General features: G+C 70.5%; 14 protein-coding genes. 6 read left to right on the forward strand and 8 right to left on the reverse strand.

Features of this window, described 5'->3' with window-relative positions:
- Nucleotides 1-102: 102 nt before the first annotated feature.
- Complete coding sequence (locus tag CUC05_RS12130) at nt 103-1176, reverse strand: class I fructose-bisphosphate aldolase (RefSeq protein ID WP_108666392.1); 1074 nt, start codon at nt 1174-1176, stop codon at nt 103-105.
- A gap of 144 nt (nt 1177-1320) precedes the next feature.
- Here CUC05_RS12130 and CUC05_RS12135 point away from each other — a divergent pair, with 144 nt between their 5' ends.
- From CUC05_RS12135 to CUC05_RS12145, 3 genes are all read left to right on the forward strand, one after another.
- Nucleotides 1321-2271 (forward strand): glutaminyl-peptide cyclotransferase, encoded by a 951-nt coding sequence (locus CUC05_RS12135; RefSeq protein WP_108666393.1) that lies wholly within the window; start codon nt 1321-1323, stop codon nt 2269-2271.
- Between the two features lie 103 nt (nt 2272-2374).
- Nucleotides 2375-2581 carry a dodecin family protein gene (locus CUC05_RS12140; RefSeq protein ID WP_157965490.1) on the forward strand — a complete coding sequence of 69 codons (207 nt, stop codon included), beginning with the start codon at nt 2375-2377 and terminating at the stop codon, nt 2579-2581.
- Nucleotides 2582-2908: 327 nt separating this feature from the next.
- Nucleotides 2909-3892 carry a threonine ammonia-lyase gene (locus CUC05_RS12145; RefSeq protein WP_205712292.1) on the forward strand — a complete coding sequence of 328 codons (984 nt, stop codon included), beginning with the start codon at nt 2909-2911 and terminating at the stop codon, nt 3890-3892.
- A 13-nt stretch (nt 3893-3905) separates the two neighbouring features.
- Here the strand turns inward: CUC05_RS12145 and CUC05_RS12150 are convergent, their stop codons facing one another.
- Nucleotides 3906-4253, reverse strand: coding sequence for a DUF4267 domain-containing protein (locus CUC05_RS12150; protein WP_108666396.1), 348 nt, complete (start codon nt 4251-4253; stop codon nt 3906-3908).
- A gap of 147 nt (nt 4254-4400) precedes the next feature.
- Between CUC05_RS12150 and CUC05_RS12155 the strand changes: the two genes are divergently transcribed.
- From CUC05_RS12155 to CUC05_RS12165, 3 genes are all read left to right on the forward strand, one after another.
- The gene (locus CUC05_RS12155) at nt 4401-5678 is read left to right on the forward strand and encodes an adenylosuccinate synthase (protein WP_108666397.1); all 1278 of its coding nucleotides are present in this window, start codon (nt 4401-4403) and stop codon (nt 5676-5678) included.
- 1 nt (nt 5679) lies between these two features.
- Nucleotides 5680-6897, forward strand: coding sequence for an aminotransferase class I/II-fold pyridoxal phosphate-dependent enzyme (locus tag CUC05_RS12160; RefSeq protein WP_157965491.1), 1218 nt, complete (start codon nt 5680-5682; stop codon nt 6895-6897).
- A gap of 150 nt (nt 6898-7047) precedes the next feature.
- Nucleotides 7048-8163: a baeRF2 domain-containing protein gene (locus CUC05_RS12165; protein ID WP_157965492.1), complete on the forward strand. Its 1116-nt coding sequence runs from the start codon at nt 7048-7050 to the stop codon at nt 8161-8163.
- Between the two features lie 105 nt (nt 8164-8268).
- Here the strand turns inward: CUC05_RS12165 and CUC05_RS12170 are convergent, their stop codons facing one another.
- The 6 genes from CUC05_RS12170 to CUC05_RS12195 form a co-directional block, all read right to left on the reverse strand.
- Nucleotides 8269-9369, reverse strand: coding sequence for a substrate-binding domain-containing protein (locus CUC05_RS12170; protein ID WP_240606252.1), 1101 nt, complete (start codon nt 9367-9369; stop codon nt 8269-8271).
- Nucleotides 9370-9533: 164 nt separating this feature from the next.
- The gene (locus CUC05_RS12175) at nt 9534-10586 is read right to left on the reverse strand and encodes an ABC transporter permease (protein WP_240606253.1); all 1053 of its coding nucleotides are present in this window, start codon (nt 10584-10586) and stop codon (nt 9534-9536) included.
- Nucleotides 10583-12070 (reverse strand): sugar ABC transporter ATP-binding protein, encoded by a 1488-nt coding sequence (locus CUC05_RS12180; protein WP_108666570.1) that lies wholly within the window; start codon nt 12068-12070, stop codon nt 10583-10585. Before CUC05_RS12180 ends, CUC05_RS12175 begins: the two co-directional genes overlap by 4 nt.
- A 153-nt stretch (nt 12071-12223) precedes the next feature.
- The gene (locus CUC05_RS12185) at nt 12224-13435 is read right to left on the reverse strand and encodes a Gfo/Idh/MocA family protein (protein WP_108666401.1); all 1212 of its coding nucleotides are present in this window, start codon (nt 13433-13435) and stop codon (nt 12224-12226) included.
- Nucleotides 13435-14442 carry a sugar phosphate isomerase/epimerase family protein gene (locus CUC05_RS12190; RefSeq protein WP_108666402.1) on the reverse strand — a complete coding sequence of 336 codons (1008 nt, stop codon included), beginning with the start codon at nt 14440-14442 and terminating at the stop codon, nt 13435-13437. Before CUC05_RS12190 ends, CUC05_RS12185 begins: the two co-directional genes overlap by 1 nt.
- A gap of 57 nt (nt 14443-14499) precedes the next feature.
- Nucleotides 14500-15705 carry an ROK family protein gene (locus CUC05_RS12195; protein ID WP_157965493.1) on the reverse strand — a complete coding sequence of 402 codons (1206 nt, stop codon included), beginning with the start codon at nt 15703-15705 and terminating at the stop codon, nt 14500-14502.
- Between the last annotated feature and the right edge of the window lie 37 nt (nt 15706-15742).

Genomic DNA, 15742 nt, shown 5'->3' on the forward strand with positions numbered 1-15742 from the left:
TGCCTCCTACGCGATGCTCACCCGGGGGCTCCGCCCCCAGACCCCCGGGATCGCGCACTCGGGCCAACCCGAAAGGCGCTCCGCGCCACGGGTTGTTGCCTCCTACGCGATCGTCACCTCGTCGCACAGGTACACGTCCTGGATCGCGTGCAGCAGCTCGGCACCCTCGGCCATCGGGCGCTGGAATGCCTTGCGGCCGGAGATCAGGCCCATGCCACCGGCGCGCTTGTTGACCACGGCGGTCCGGACGGCCTCTGCCTTGTCGGTGGCACCGGAGGAGGCGCCGCCGGAGTTGATCAGCCCGATGCGACCCGAGTAGCAGTTCAGCACCTGGTAGCGGCAGAGGTCGATCGGGTGGTCGCTGGACAGCTCGGTGTAGATCTTCTGGTCCAGCTTGCCGTAGCTGGAGTCACCGCTGTTCATCGCCGAGTAGCCGCCGTTGTTCTCCGGCAGCTTCTGCTTGATGATGTCGGCCTCCAGCGTCACGCCGAGGTGGTTGGCCTGGGCGGTCAGGTCCGCAGCGACGTGGTAGTCGGTCCCGCCGACCTTGAACGCCGAGTTGCGCAGGTAGCACCACAGCACGGTGAACATGCCGAGCTCGTGGGCGTGGGCGAACTGCTCGGCCACCTCCACGATCTGGCGGTTGGACTCCTCGGAGCCGAAGTAGATCGTCGCGCCGATGCCGGCCGCGCCCATGTCGTAGGCCTGGTCGACCGTGCCGAAGCTGATCTGGTCGAAGGTGTTCGGCGCGGTCAGCAGCTCGTTGTGGTTGACCTTGACGATGAACGGGATCCTGTGGGCCCACTTGCGGCTGACCGCACCCAGGACGCCGAAGGTGGACGCGACGGCGTTGCAGCCACCCTCGACCGCTAGGCGGACGATGTTCTCGGGGTCGAAGTACGCCGGGTTGGGGGCGAACGAGGCACCCGCCGAGTGCTCGATGCCCTGATCGACGGGCAGGATCGAGACGTAGCCTGATCCGGCCAGCCGCCCGGACTGGACCAGCCACTGCAGGTTGCCGAGCACGCGGTTGTTGCGGTCGGTGTGGGCGTAGACGCGGTCCACGATGTCACCACCCGGCAGCGTCAGCAGGTCGGAGCCAACCGTCGCCTGGTGCTCCAGGAGGGTGCTCGCGTCGTCGCCCAGCAGGCTGGTGATGTCGTCGATGGTGCTCATTGTCTTGGTGGACCTCCGGGGGTCTCGGCTCGTCGATCGTCGTTGATCTCGTCGGCGCCCAGCCTTGCCCACTCGGGGCCGACCTCGCCACTCGGGGCAGCCTGAGGCGGGCGCGACGGGGCGGATCGTGCCAGAGTCGAGGCCATGCAGCGACTGTCCCCACTGGTGCTCCTGGGCCTCCTCGGCCTGCTGTCGGCCTGCGGGCCCGCCGCGACCGAGTCGGCGACCGGTCCGACGGTCCCCGACCTGCTGGACGACCTGACCGAGTCGCCGGCGCCGAGCGAGGGAGACGACGCCACCGGCACGCCCTTCTCCGGTCGGGTGCACACGTTGCGGGTGGTCGGCGAACGTCCGCACGACGCCTCGGCGTTCACCCAGGGGCTGGAGTTCCACGAGGGCCGGCTGTTCGAGAGCCGCGGGTTGTACGGGCAGTCGGCGATGACCGAGATCGACCCCTCCACCGGAGCCGTCCTCTCCTCCACCCCCTTGGGTGAGGAGGAGTTCGGCGAGGGGGCGACCGTCGTCGGGGACCGGATCGTGCAGATCACCTGGCAGAACGAGATCGCCCACGTCTACGACCGCGACACCCTCGAGCAGACCGGCACCCACACCTACGTGGGCGAGGGGTGGGGCATCTGCGACATGCCACGCGGATCGTTGTGGATGTCCAACGGCACGGCGACCCTCACCGAACGCGACCCCGACACGTTCGCCACGCTGAACGAGGTCACCGTCACCCTCGACGGGGAACCCGTGGACCGCATCAACGAGCTGGAGTGCGTGGCGGGCACCGACCTGGTGCTGGCCAACGTGTGGCAGACCAACCGGATCCTCGTCATCGACACCACCGACGGCACCGCGGGCGAGGTCGACGCCAGCGCGATCGCGTTGCCGAACGGGCGCTGGGCGGAGGACGAGGACGGCAACGCCGACGTGCTCAACGGCATCGCCTACGACCCCACGACCGACACGTGGCTGGTCACCGGCAAGCTCTGGCCGGTGATGTACGAGGTCGAGTTCGACTGCGTCGAGGGCTGCGACGGCGAGACCGAGGACGTCGCGTTCCACCTTCCCTACTACGCCCGGCGGGACTGACCAGCACACCTCTTCCTCGGTGCCCGCTTCGCGTCGGGCCGGTCGCGCTCGGTAGCATGCGGCCCCCGCCACCCACATCCGCGTCCCGGAACAGGAGCCTCCCGTGGCCGTCATCAAGACCATCGATCTCGTCGGCGTTTCGACGGAGGGCTGGCAGGACGCTGCCTCCAAGGCCCTTGACGAGGCGGCCAAGACCCTCCGCGGCATCCAGGGCTTCGACGTGCTCGAGCAGTCGGCCGTCGTCGAGGGAACCGAGATCAGCGAGTTCCACACCCACGTCCGCATCCGGTTCCGCATCGAGCGGTCCTGAAGACACCACTGGACCGCGATGACCGCTCAGGGGGTCGAAGGGGGACAGCGTCCCCCTGGGCACGCATCGAGCGGTCCTGACACGTCGGCCGGTCCGGACACGTCGGCCGGTCCGCACAGTGGCGTGTGCGATGGACGCCTCCACGGGCTGGGGAACGCACACACCCCCGCGCAACGTGTGGCATGAACGACCCCACGAGTTGGGGATCGCACACGCCGACCGACCCCGTGTGCCATGGACGTCTCCCGGCGGCGTCGATCGCACACGCGTCCCGGGCCAGCCAGGGCGGGTCCCGCAGCCCGAACCGACCGAGGAGCCGATGAACCGGTGACCACCGACCTGCCGACCATCGATGACGTCCGGGCAGCGGCCGAGCGGCTGGCCGGCCACGCCGTGCGGACCCCGCTGCTGGAGTCGCCCCGGCTGAACGAACGCGTCGGCGGTCGTCTGCTGGTCAAGGCCGAGTCGCTGCAGAAGGTTGCGGCGTTCAAGTTCCGCGGGGCGTTCAACCGCATCTCCCGCCTGACGGAGGAGGAGAAGCGCGCTGGCGTGCTGGCGTTCTCCTCGGGCAACCACGCGCAGGCCGTGGCCCTGGCCGCCCGCATGGCCGGCGTGACCGCCGTCATCGTCATGCCCGAGGACGCCCCGGCCATGAAGCTGACCAACACCCGCGAGTACGGAGCCGAGGTCGTCACCTACGACCGCTACACCCAGGACCGCGAGGCCGTCGGCACGGCCATCGCCGAGGAACGCGGAATGGTCGTCGTCCCGCCGTTCGACCACCCCGACATCATCGCCGGCCAGGGGACCCTCGGGCTGGAGGTCATCGAGCAGGCCGCCGAGCTCGGCGCGACCCTCGACACCTTAGTCGTGCCGATCTCCGGCGGCGGCCTGTCGGCCGGGTGCATGCTGGCGCTGGAGGCCGACTCACCCGACACCCGCCGGGTCGCGGTGGAGCCCGACGACTTCGACGACACCCGCCGGTCGATCGCGGCGGGCGAACGCCTTCGCAACGACCCCGACGCCCGCTCCATCTGCGACGCCGTGCAGACCGAGACCCCCGGCCGGCTGACCTGGCCGATCAACAGCCGGCTGCTCCACGAGGTGCTGACGGTCTCCGACGACGATGCGCTGCACGCCATGGCGACCGCGATGATCGAGCTGAAGGTCGTCGTCGAACCGGGTGCCGCGATCGCGCTTGCGGCGGTCCTGACGGGGAAGGTCCCGACCGAGGGGCGCACCACGGCGGTCGTCTGCTCCGGCGGCAACGCCGACCCAGCGATGCTGATCCGCGCCCTCGAACGCGGCTGAGCCGCCCCCGTCGCTAGCGGCCCTTCACGAGCAGGGCAGCGACGACCAGGGTCGCGCCGGCACCCAGCGCGGGCAGGACGGGGGAGACCTCGTCCCGCGTGACCGAAAGGCCGGCGGCCGCCGCCTCGGAGGCCACGAACAGCGGCAGCGCGGCCAGCAACGCCTTCCGACCCTGCTTGGTCAGCATCATCGCGCCGTAGCTGAGGTTGCGGGCGCCGAAGGCCCGGACGATCGTCCGCATCGACGGGCTGAGGTCCTCGTCGGCCACCCCGAAGACCTTCATGGTCCTGTCGGGCGCGAGCAGCTCGCCCGCACCGAATCCGATCGCCGCGGTGGCGGCTGCAACGCTGTACTTGTTCACGGTGGTTCCTCCGACTCCAGGGAGGGCGGAGCATAGGGCACACCCCGGCCCCTCCGGCACGAGGCAAGAGGGCACCCGACCCTTTACGATCAGGCATCCTGCCGTGACATCCGCGGCCTCCCGAGCACCGGAAGCGAGCGAACCACCGTGCCAGCCATCGTCATCGTCGGAACCCAGTGGGGCGACGAAGGGAAGGGCAAGGCCACCGACCTGCTGGCCGACGACGTCAACTACGTCGTGCGGTACCAGGGCGGCAACAACGCCGGCCACACGATCATCGTGGGCGACACCACCCTCAAGCTGCACCTCGTCCCCAGCGGCGTGATGTACAGCCACGTCACACCCGTCATCGGCGACGGCGTCGTGGTCGACCCCGGTGTGCTGCTGGAGGAGCTCGACGGCCTGGTCGAGCAGGGCCTGGACGTCTCGCGCCTGAAGATCTCCTCCAACGCCCACCTGATCATGCCGTACCACCGCGAGCTCGACGCGGTCACCGAGCGGTACCTGGGCCGTCAGAAGCTTGGCACCACCAAGCGGGGCATCGGCCCGACGTACGCCGACAAGGCCTCGCGTGTGGGCCTGCGCGTGCAGGACCTGTACGACATGAAGATCTTCCGGCAGAAGCTGGACGTCGTGCTCAAGGAGAAGAACGCGATCCTGTCGCGGGTCTACAACCGGCTGCCGATGAAGGCCGTCGACATCGAGACCGAGTACGCGGTCTACGCCGAACGGCTCCGCCCCTACATCGCCGACACGATGATGCTGCTGCACGAGGGCCTGGAGAAGGGCGAGACGGTCCTGCTGGAGGGCGCGCAGGGCACCTTGCTGGACCTCGACCACGGCACCTATCCGTTCGTCACCTCCTCCAACCCCGTCAGCGGCGGTGCCATGACCGGCGCGGGGCTCGGTCCCAAGCACATCGAGCGGGTCATCGGCATCACCAAGGCCTACGTGACCCGCGTCGGCGCCGGCCCGTTCCCGACCGAGCTGCACGACGACATCGGCGAGCGCATGACCGCCGTCGGTCGTGAGTTCGGCACCACGACCGGCCGTCGCCGTCGCGTCGGCTGGTTCGACGCCGTCCTGGCCCGCTACGCCGCCCGTGTCAACGGCCTCACCGAGCACTTCCTCACCAAGCTCGACGTCCTCAGCGAGTTCGACACCCTCAAGGTCTGCTCGGCCTACCGCTACCAGGACGAGGAGTTCGAGCACTTCCCGCCGCACCAGACCGCGTTCCACCACGCCGAGCCGGTCTACGAGGAGATGGAGGGCTGGCGCACCGACATCACCGAGGTGACGGAGTACGCCACGCTGCCCAAGCAGGCGCAGGCCTACGTCGAGCGGCTCGAGGAGCTCAGCGGCACGCCCATCCGATGGGTGTCGGTCGGCCCGGCCCGCCGGCAGACCCTGGAGCGGGACATCTAGCGTGACCCTCTCCTCTCGTGGGAACGGGATGGTGTCGGGCGGCTTCGCCAGCTACATCGACGCCCACGTCGCCCGCAAGGACGATCCCGGCTACGTCAGCCTGGCCATCGCCGAGAACCTGCAGATGTTCGACCTGCTGGGGCCTCGGCTGGAGTCCTTCCCGCCCGTCCCTCCGCGTGTGGTCGGCTACGACGACAACGCCGGCCGGCAGGTGCTGCGCGAGGCGGTCGCGGGGCTGCTGGGCGACCGCCTGTTCGGACGGGCGATCGACCCGACCCACGTGGGAGTCCTGTCCGGGGCCAGCGCCGTGCTCGAGGCGATGGCGTTCGTGCTGGGCGACCCCGGCGACGGCGTGCTCGTGCCCACCCCGTCCTACGCCGGGTTCTGGCCGGACCTCGGGGCCCGCGCGGGCTTGGAGGTCGTGGCGGTCCCGACCACGGCCGAGGACGGGTACCGGCTGACCCCCGACATGCTGGACCGGGCCCGGACCGACGCCGGCCGGCCGACCCCGGTCCTGCTGTTGACCAACCCCGACAACCCGAGGGGGCAGGTCCGTGACGCCGACGAGGTGGAGGCGCTGGTCGCATGGGCGGAGGACCGCCGGGTGCACGTCATCGCCGACGAGGTGTACGGGCTGACGGTGTTCGGCGAGGGGACCGACTTCCACAGCGTCGGTCGGCTCCGCCCCTCCCTCGGGGAGTACCAGCACGTGGTCTGGGCGGTCAGCAAGGACTTCGGCATGAGCGGGCTGCGCTGCGGCGTCGTCGTCACCGAGCACGAGGCGCTGCGCAACGCCATCGAGCTGCAGGGCATCTGGACGGGCGTCTCCAGCATCGCCCAGCACGCGATCGCCGCCATGCTGGCCGACGACGGCTGGGTCGACACCTACCTCGACGCCATGCGCGACCGGCTGGGGGCGCTCGCCACCACGGTCAGCCGGACCCTCGCCGACGCCGCCGTCCCCCACCTGCCCCCGACCGCAGGCTTCTTCGTGCTCTGCGACCTGCGCGGCTGGCTGGAGGCGCCCACGTTCGAGGCCGAGCACCGCCTGTGGCAGCGCGTCCTCGACGAGGCAGGTGTGAACCTGACCCCGGGGTCGGCGCTCCGTGCGCCGGAGCCGGGCCTGTTCCGGCTGTGCTACGCGGCCAACCCACCCGAGGTCGTGGTCGACGCCGTCGGCCGTGTGGCCGAGGTGCTGCGCACCGCCCGCCCCGCCTAGCCCAGGGGCTCACCGCGGATCGCGCCCGTCGTCGCCCATGCGCGACGCAGGCCCCGATCGCGCCGACCGGGGGCGGGGGCAGCGGAACCTGTGCGACCGTGTGCCGGGTGCCGGGGGGTTGACGCCGGGGGATCCGGGAACGCAATGGCCATGACGCACACCACCCTCACCCCTGATCCCGTCCTCCGACGCAGCGCCGAACGAGCGCTGGTGACCGTGACGGTGCCGGCGCCCAGCCAGTCCACCGACGCCGACGACCGGTTCGACGTCGAGCTGTCCAACACCCACCGTCGCGTGGTCGAGCTGCTCGACGACGACGGCGAGGGCACGGCCGACCGTGTGGTCCAGGCCCTCCGTGACCACGGGCACGCCGACGCCGCGACGCTCGTCGCCGTCGCAGGCCCCGATGACGTCGCCGTCTTCGCGACCGCCGAGACGCTGTCTGCCGGCGCCACCGCCGGACCGCTTCCCGCCCTGGGCGAGCTGATGGCCGCCCAGCAGACGTGGATCCCCCATGCCCTGGTCAAGGTCGACCGGGTCGGGGCCGACGTCGAGCTGGTCACGGCCAGCCACGACGAGATCGACCTGACCGTCGACGGCGAGGACCAGCACATCACCAAGTCCAACCCCGGCGGTTGGTCCCAGCGTCGCTTCCAGCAGCGGGCCGAGGAGCAGTGGGAGGAGAACCTGCGCCTCGTCGCCGACCGCCTGACCCAGGAGGTGCGCGACCGCCACCTCCAGCTGATCGCCCTGACCGGCGACGAGACCGCCGTGGCGCTGCTGCGTGACCTGCTGCCCGACGACCTTCAGGACCTCGTGACCGACCTCGAGACCGGCGGGCGCGCCGAGGACGGCTCCGCCGAGCACGTGGAGGACGAGGCCGATGCGGCCGTGCGGCGTGCCGCCGCGTACCACCGTGCGTCCCGCCAGCGTGCGGTCACCGACGCCGTCGGCCGTGGCGACGGGGTCACCGGCCGCCACGACGTCCTGCGGGCGCTGTTCGAGGGACGAGTCCAGACGCTGGTCGTGCACCTGCGTGCCGCCGCGGACGCCCACGCCTACATCGGCGACGAGCCGTCGCAGATCGTCGCCGACTCCGCCCGCCTCCACGAGCTGGACCTGCCGGCCACCCGGGTGCCGCTGGCAGACGGTGCGCTGGCCGCAGCCGCCAGTACCGGCGCGGAGGTCGTCGTGGTGCAGGACGCCCTGACCGACTACCCCGACGGGCTCGCCGCGTCCCTGCGCGGCCACGATGCCCTCGGCTGAGCCAGCCAGCAGGCCGCGTGACACAACGACGACGGCGCGACCCTCCCCCGGGTCGCGCCGTCGTGCAGGTGGATGGCCGGCCTCGCGGCCGGCCGCGGTCGGGTCCTAGGACTCGAAGCCGACCGGCAGGTATTCCTCCACGTTCTCGGCGGTCACGACCGCGGAGTAGGTGATGATCTCGGCAGGGACGTCGTTCTCCGACAGCCCGTCGAGGCCCTGACCCTGCGCGATGGCGCGGGCGAGGCGCACGGCCGAGGAGGCCATGGACGGGTTGTAGAGGACGGTGGCCTGCAGCACGGACTCGCCGGACTGGATCTCGCGCATGGCGTTGGCGGAACCGGCGCCACCGACCATGAAGAACTCGTCGCGGCCGGCCTCCTGGATGGCGGCCAGGACGCCGATGCCCTGGTCGTCGTCGTGGTTCCAGATGGCGTCGATCTCGGGCTCGGCCTGCAGCAGGTTGGCGGTCACGGCCTGGCCGGACTCCACGGTGAACTCCGCAGCCTGACGGGCGGAGACCTCGAAGCCGAAGGTGGCCAGCGCGTCGGCGAAGCCCTGGCTGCGGTCCTGGGTGAGGGGCAGGTTGTCGATACCGGCGATCTCGGCGATGACCGGGTCGGTCACGCCCTCGTCGGTCAGGCGCTGGCCGATGTAGTTGCCGGCGCTGACGCCCATGCCGTAGTTGTCACCGGCGATGTAGGTCCGGTAGGCCTGCGGGCTGGAGAAGACGCGGTCGAGGTTGACGACCGGGATGCCGGCCTCCATGGCCTGCTGGGCGACCTGGGTCAGGGCCTGGCCCTCGAAGGGCAGGATGACCAGGGCGTCGACGCCGGAGTTGATCAGCGTCTCGACCTGGGCGATCTGCTGGTTGACGTCGTTGGTGCCCTCGGTGACCTCCAGGGTCACGTCGTCGTACTCGTCGGCCGCGGCCTGGGCGTTCTCGGTGATGGCTGCGATCCAGCCGTGGTCGGCTGCGGGGGCGGAGAAGCCGATGGTGACCGGCTCGCCGGACTCCTCGGCCGCACCGGTGGCGTCGCCCTCACCGGAGTCGGCGTCGGACGTCGCCTCGGAGGTCTCGCTGTCGCCGTCGGTGGTCTCGTCGTCGCTGGTGCCGTCGCCGGTGCAGGCGGTCAGCAGCAGCAGGACGGCGATCATCGCCGCCATCAGGCGCATCAGCCCGAAGCGGGAAGTGGTTGGCTCGGTCATTGCTCTGGCTCCTCTGTCGTTGTGTGGCTCGTGACTGGCACGCCTGGACTGGCATGCGAGAACTGGACGGTGGACTGGCATGGGTGGACCGGCTCGGCGAATCGAGCAGGTGGGACTGGGGGACGACTGGCGGGTGCCGTCGTGGTGACGACCCCACCGACGGGTCAGGCGCGGTCGCGCCCGGACCGCATCTGCAGCAGAACAGCGGCCACGATGATCAGACCCTTGGCGATGTTCTGGAGATCGGTGGAGAGGTTGTTGAGGGCGAACACGTTCTGCAGCAGCGTGAAGATGAACACGCCCAGCGCCGAACCGACGATCGTGCCCTTGCCGCCGGTCAGCAGCGTGCCGCCGATGATCACCGCGGCGATGGCGTCGAGCTCGTAGAGCTCGCCGTGGGTGCTGGACCCCGTCGTGGTGCGGGCCGCGATCAGGATCGCGCCGATGCCGGTGCACAGGCCCGACAGGCCGTACAGCATCATCGTGTGCCGGCGGATGTTGATGCCGGCCAGGCGAGCGGCCTCCACGTTGCCACCGATGGCGAAGGTGTGGCGACCGAAGGTCGTGCGGTTCAGCAGCACCCAGCCGATGACGAAGACGATGCCGACGACCCAGACGAGGTTCGGCAGGCCCAGGAAGTCGCCCTGGCTGATCCGGGTGAAGCTCTGGACCTCGACGAGCTGCACGCGTTTGTTGGAGATGTTGGCGGCCAGGCCCCGCGCGGACACGAGCATGGCGAGCGTCGCGATGAACGACACCACGCGTCCGTAGGCGATCAGCACCCCGTTGACCAGCCCGGCGAGGGTGCCGACCAGCAGCGCCACGCCGACCATGCCGAGGACGCCGAACTGCTGGGTGGCCCCGGTTGTCGCCCACACCGAGGCCAGCGCGACCAGCGCGCCGACCGACAGGTCGATGCCCCCGCCGATGATGACGAAGGTCATGCCGACGGTGACGACGCCGATGACGGCGGCCTGTCGGAGGATGGTCAGCAGGTTGTCGCTGGTGAGGAAGTTCTCGGGGGCCGTGACCGCTCCGACGAGGGCCACGAGGACGATCGCCCCGACCAGTCCGAGGTTGCCCATCCGGCCCATCGCGCCGCCCAGCCTGGCGCGGGCGCTGCCCTCGGCCTGGATCGCCTCGGCGTCGGTGACGTGTGCGGGGTCGTCGGTCAGCATCGTCGGCTCTGTTCCTGTTGTGTCGGTCGTGGTGTTCATGCCGCGTGGCCCTCCATGACGAGGTCCAGCACGTCGGCTTCGGTGAGGTCGGTGGCGGCGCTCTCGTGGACGATGCGGCCGTCGCGGACGACGAGCACGCGGTCGGCCAGGCCCAGCACCTCGGGCACCTCGCTGGAGACCATGACCACGGCGACACCGCTGTCGGCCAGGTCACGGACCAGCTGGTACAGCTCGCTGCGGGCGCCGACGTCGACGCCGCGGGTGGGCTCGTCGAGCAGCAGCACCTTGCACTCGCGCAGCAGCCAGCGGGCAAGGACGGCCTTCTGCTGGTTGCCGCCGGAGAGGGTGCGGACGGCGCGGCGTCCGTCGGCCGGGCGCACGTCGAGGTCGCGTGTCAGCTTCTCGACGTCCTCGCGTTCGGCCTCGGCGCCGATCATGCCGCCCCTGGAGTAGCGAGCGAGCGTCGCCAGCGACACGTTGCGGATCACCGTGTCACCGAGCACCAGCGCCTGGGCCTTGCGCTCCTCCGGGCACAGGCCCATGCCGGCCGCGACCGCAGCGGTCACCGACCCGGCGCGCATGCGCGTCCCGTCGAGGGTCACGCTGCCCTCGTCGGCGGTGCGGGCCCCGTAGATGGTCTCGAGGATCTCCGAGCGGCCCGCGCCGACGAGCCCGGTCAGGCCGAGGATCTCGCCGGGGTGCACGTCGAAGGAGACGTCGGCGAACTCGCCCTTGCGGGTGAGCCCCTCGACCTGCAGGAGCGGCGCGCCCGTGTCGATGGCGTCGGTGGGACGGTCCGGGAAGACGAACTCGATGTCGCGGCCGGTCATCAGCGAGACGACCTCGCGGGTCGTGACGTCGGCCACCGGCAGGCCCTGCGCGACGGTGCGGCCGTCCTTGAGCACGGTGACCCTGTCGCCGATCTCGCGGATCTCCTCCAGGCGGTGGGAGATGTAGACGACGGCCACGCCCTCGTTGGTGATCTCCTTGATGACGCGGAAGAGGTTGCCGACCTCGTCACCGTCGAGCACCGCCGACGGCTCGTCCATGACGATCAGCTGGGCGTTGTAGGACAGGGCCCGCGCCATGCTGGTGATCTGCTTGCCGGCCGGGGTCAGCGACCCCAGCTCGCGACCGGGCTTGATCTCGGGGTGGCCGAGGCGGGCCAGCAGCGCGGCGGCGGCCCGGTGGGTCTCACCCCGGCTGACGAACCCGCCGCGGGCGTGTTCGTGGCCCAGGAAAATGTTGTCGGCCACCGACAGGCCGTCGACGAGGTCGAGCTCCTGGTAGATCGTGGCCAGGCCGTGGCCGAGCGCGTCGATCGGATGGGCGAAGGACACGTCCTCGCCCTGCCAGACGATCCGTCCCTCGTCGGGGGTGTGGGCACCCGCCAGGACCTTGATCAGGGTGGACTTGCCGGCGCCGTTCTGGCCCAGCAGGCAGTGGACCTCGCCCTGACGAACGTCGAGGTCGACGTTGTCGAGGGCACGGACGCCGGGGAACTCCTTGACGATGCCGTGCATCTCGAGCAGTGGTCGGCTCACCAGCTCGTCCTTTCTACTTCCCTAGTAGGTTGTGCAAGTAAACTAAATACTTTGGACTGATCGGTCAACAAAGTATAGGGACTCCTCCTCGAAAGGGTGTGGGCGGTCGAGCGCCCACGACCGATGCCGAGGTCACCCGGGCGCAACGGACACCCAGCCGCGCTGGTCGGACGCCGCCTGGACGGCGTCGAGGACGTGCTGGACCTGCAGTCCCTCGGCGAACCCCGGTTGCGGGTCCGTGCCCTCGGCGATCGCGACCGCGAAGTCGCGGACCTCGTGGACGAAGCTGTGCTCCCAGCCGATGATGTGGCCGGGCGGCCACCATGCCGCCATGTAGGGCTGGTCGCCCTCGGTGACGAGGATGCGGCGGAAGCCTTCCGTCGCGGGGGTGCCGTCGACGGTGAAGAGCTCGAGCTCGTTCAGGCGCTCGAGGTCGAAGACGATGCTGCCCTTCGATCCGTTCAGCTCGATGCGCAGGCCGTTCTTGCGTCCCGTGGCGAACCGGCTGGCCTCGAAGGTGGCCAGCGCGCCGTCGGACATCCGGGCGATCACCAGCGCAGCGTCGTCGACCGTCACCGGCCCCATCTCCCGAGGGGGCTCCGCCGCCCCCGGACCGCCGCTGCCGGTGGCCGACAGGCCGTCGGACCCCTCCGCCAGCGGGCGTTCGGTCACGAAGGTGTGGGTGTGCCCGGTGAGCTCTGTGACCGTGGCGCCGGTCAGGTGCTGGGCCAGGTCGATGATGTGGGCACCGATGTCGCCCAGCGCACCGGAGCCCGCCAGGTCGGACTGGAGGCGCCACACGAGCGGGAACTCGGGGTCGACGATCCAGTCCTGCAGGTACACCGCACGGATGTGGCGGATCTCGCCGATGACACCCTGCTCGATGAGCTGCTTGGCGTGGGCGAGCGCCGGGACGCGGCGGTAGTTGAAGGCCACCATCGAGCGGACGCCGTTGACCCGGGCCTTCGCCGCGGCGTCGGCCATGGCCTGCGCCTCCTCCACGGTGTTGGCCAGGGGCTTCTCGCACATGACGTGCTTGCCGGCCTCCAGCGCCGCGATGGCGATCTCGTGGTGGCTGTTCCCGGGCGTGCAGATGTCGACGATGTCGATGTCGTCACGCGCGACGACCTCGCGCCAGTCGGTCGCGGCCTCCTCGAAGCCGAGCTTGGCGCGCGCCTCCTCGACCTTCTCCGCGGACCGGCCGACCACGACCTTCATGTGCGGCTTGACGGGCAGGTCGAAGTGCCGACCGACCGTGCTCCAGGCCTGCGCGTGGGCGCGGCCCATGAAGCTGTAGCCGATCATCGCGACGTTGAGTCGCCCGTCGCTGGTCACGCCCGCCATCAGCTGTCGCTCCCGAACGCGTCGTCGAAGGAGCCGGTCGGCTTGTCCCAGTTGAGGGTCTTGAGCAGCTCGAGGGCCTCGGGGGCGCCCTGCAGGCGGTCCATGCCGGCGTCCTCCCACTCCACCGAGATCGGACCGTCGTAGCCGATCTCGTTGAGGGCACGGATGCACTCCTCCCAGTTGACGTCACCACGGCCGACGGACACGAAGTCCCAGCCACGACGAAGGTCCGACCAGGGGAGGTGCGAGCCCATGCGGCCACGGCGACCATCGGGCCGGTTCACCTTCGCGTCCTTGCAGTCCACGTGGTAGATCCGGTCGGCGAAGTCGAGGATGAAGTTCGCGGGGTCGATGCCCTGCCACACCATGTGGGACGGGTCCCAGTTCAGGCCGAACGCCTCGCGGTGGCCGATGGCCTCCAGCGTCGCCTTGGTCGTGTAGTAGTCGTAGGCGATCTCCGAGGGGTGGACCTCGTGGGCGAAGCGGACCCCGACCTCGTCGAAGACGTCGAGGATGGGGTTCCAGCGCTCGGCGAAGTCGGCGTAGCCGCGATCGATCATCTCCTGCGGGACCGGGGGGAACATGGCGACCGTGTGCCAGATGGAGGACCCGGTGAACCCGACGACCACGTCCACGCCCAGCGCGGCGGCGGCCCGGGCGGTGTCCTTCATCTCCTCTGCGGCGCGCTGGCGGACGCCCTCGGCCTCGCCGTCGCCCCAGATGCGGGCCGGGAGGATGCCCTCGTGGCGCTCGTCGATCGGGCTGTCGCAGACGGCCTGCCCGACGAGGTGGTTGGAGATCGCGAAGACCTTCAGGTCGTACTTGGCGAGCAGGTCCTTGCGACCCTGGATGTAGCCGTCGTCGGCCATCGCCTTGTCGACCTCGAAGTGATCACCCCAGCAGGCGAGCTCGAGGCCGTCGTAGCCCCACTCCGAAGCCAGCCGTGCGACTTCCTCGAGCGGCAGGTCGGCCCACTGACCGGTGAACAGCGTGAATGGTCGGCCCATGTTGGTTGTCTCCTTGGGTGTCGGTTGTGTCGTGAAGGGGAGGGTGGGTGTCGTCGGTCAGGACGCCGTGGCGGCGACATCGACGTCGTCGTGCAGGGCGACCAGGGTCGGGTCGGCCAGGACCGGGGTGAGCGCCAGCTCGGCCGCACCGATCAACGAGGAGTCCTCGCCGAGCGTGGCTGGGGTGATGGCCGTGACCGCACGGGCCGGCCCGAGGGACCGGCGGTCGACCTCGATCCGGGCGGCGTCGATCAGGTAGGAGAAGGCCCGGGCGAATACCCCGCCGAGCACCACTCGCTGCGGGTTGAGGATGTTGATGAGACTGGCCAGCCCGATGCCGAGCCACGTACCCACCTGGGCGAAGGCGTCGAGCGCCCGCTGGCTGCCGGCCGCGGCTTCGCGCATGATCGCCTCGACGGCCTCGTGGTCACCACCGTCGGCCCAGCCCATGTGGCGCAGCAGCGCTCGCTGGCCGATCTCGGTCTCCCAGCATCCCAGGGAGCCGCAGTGGCAGGGCAGGCCGTCGGGGTTGACGACCATGTGTCCGATCTCGCCGGCGTAGCCGCTGCGGCCGACGAGGGGACGTCCGTCGACGACCACCCCGCCGCCGACGCCGATCTCGCCGGAGACGTAGACCATGTCGCGGGTGCCGCTGCCGGCGCCCCGGATGTGCTCGGCCAGGGCGCCCAGGTCGGCCTCGTTGCCGACGACCACGTCGAGGTCGGCCAGCCCGAGCTCCTCGGCGAGCCGGCTGGCGAGCAGGTCCCCGAGGGGCACGTCGGTCCAGCCCAGGTTCGGGGCGAGGTGGACGAACCCGTCGGCCACCCGGACGATGCCCGCCACGGAGACGCCGAGCCCGACCAGGTGCAGGTCGGGGGCGTCGGCGAGCGCGGCGCCGATGAGCTCGACGATGTGGTCGAGGGTCGCGGCGACACCGCGGCTGTCGGCGGTGAGCGGGACCTCGACCCGGCGGTGGACGGTCCCACCGAGGCCGACCACGGCGAAGACGATCCGGGAGACCTTCACGTCCGCCGCCAGAACCACCGCCCCGTCACCGCGGGCCGCGACGACCGGGGAGGGACGCCCGGGCGAGCCGGTGACGACCGCGTCCCCCTCGACGACCAGGTGGCGCTGCTCGAGCTCGGCGACGAGGGTTCGGATCGTCGAACGGTTCAGCCCGGTCGATGTCGTCAACGCCGCGCGGGACAGCTGCCCTGCGCGGTGGACCTGTCCGAGTACCGTGCTCAGGTTCTGCTGACGCACGGAGTCACGGTTGGTTCCGGCTCCCAAGATCTTTCGG

The sequence above is a fragment of the Euzebya rosea genome (assembly GCF_003073135.1).
Classification (GTDB): domain Bacteria; phylum Actinomycetota; class Nitriliruptoria; order Euzebyales; family Euzebyaceae; genus Euzebya; species Euzebya rosea.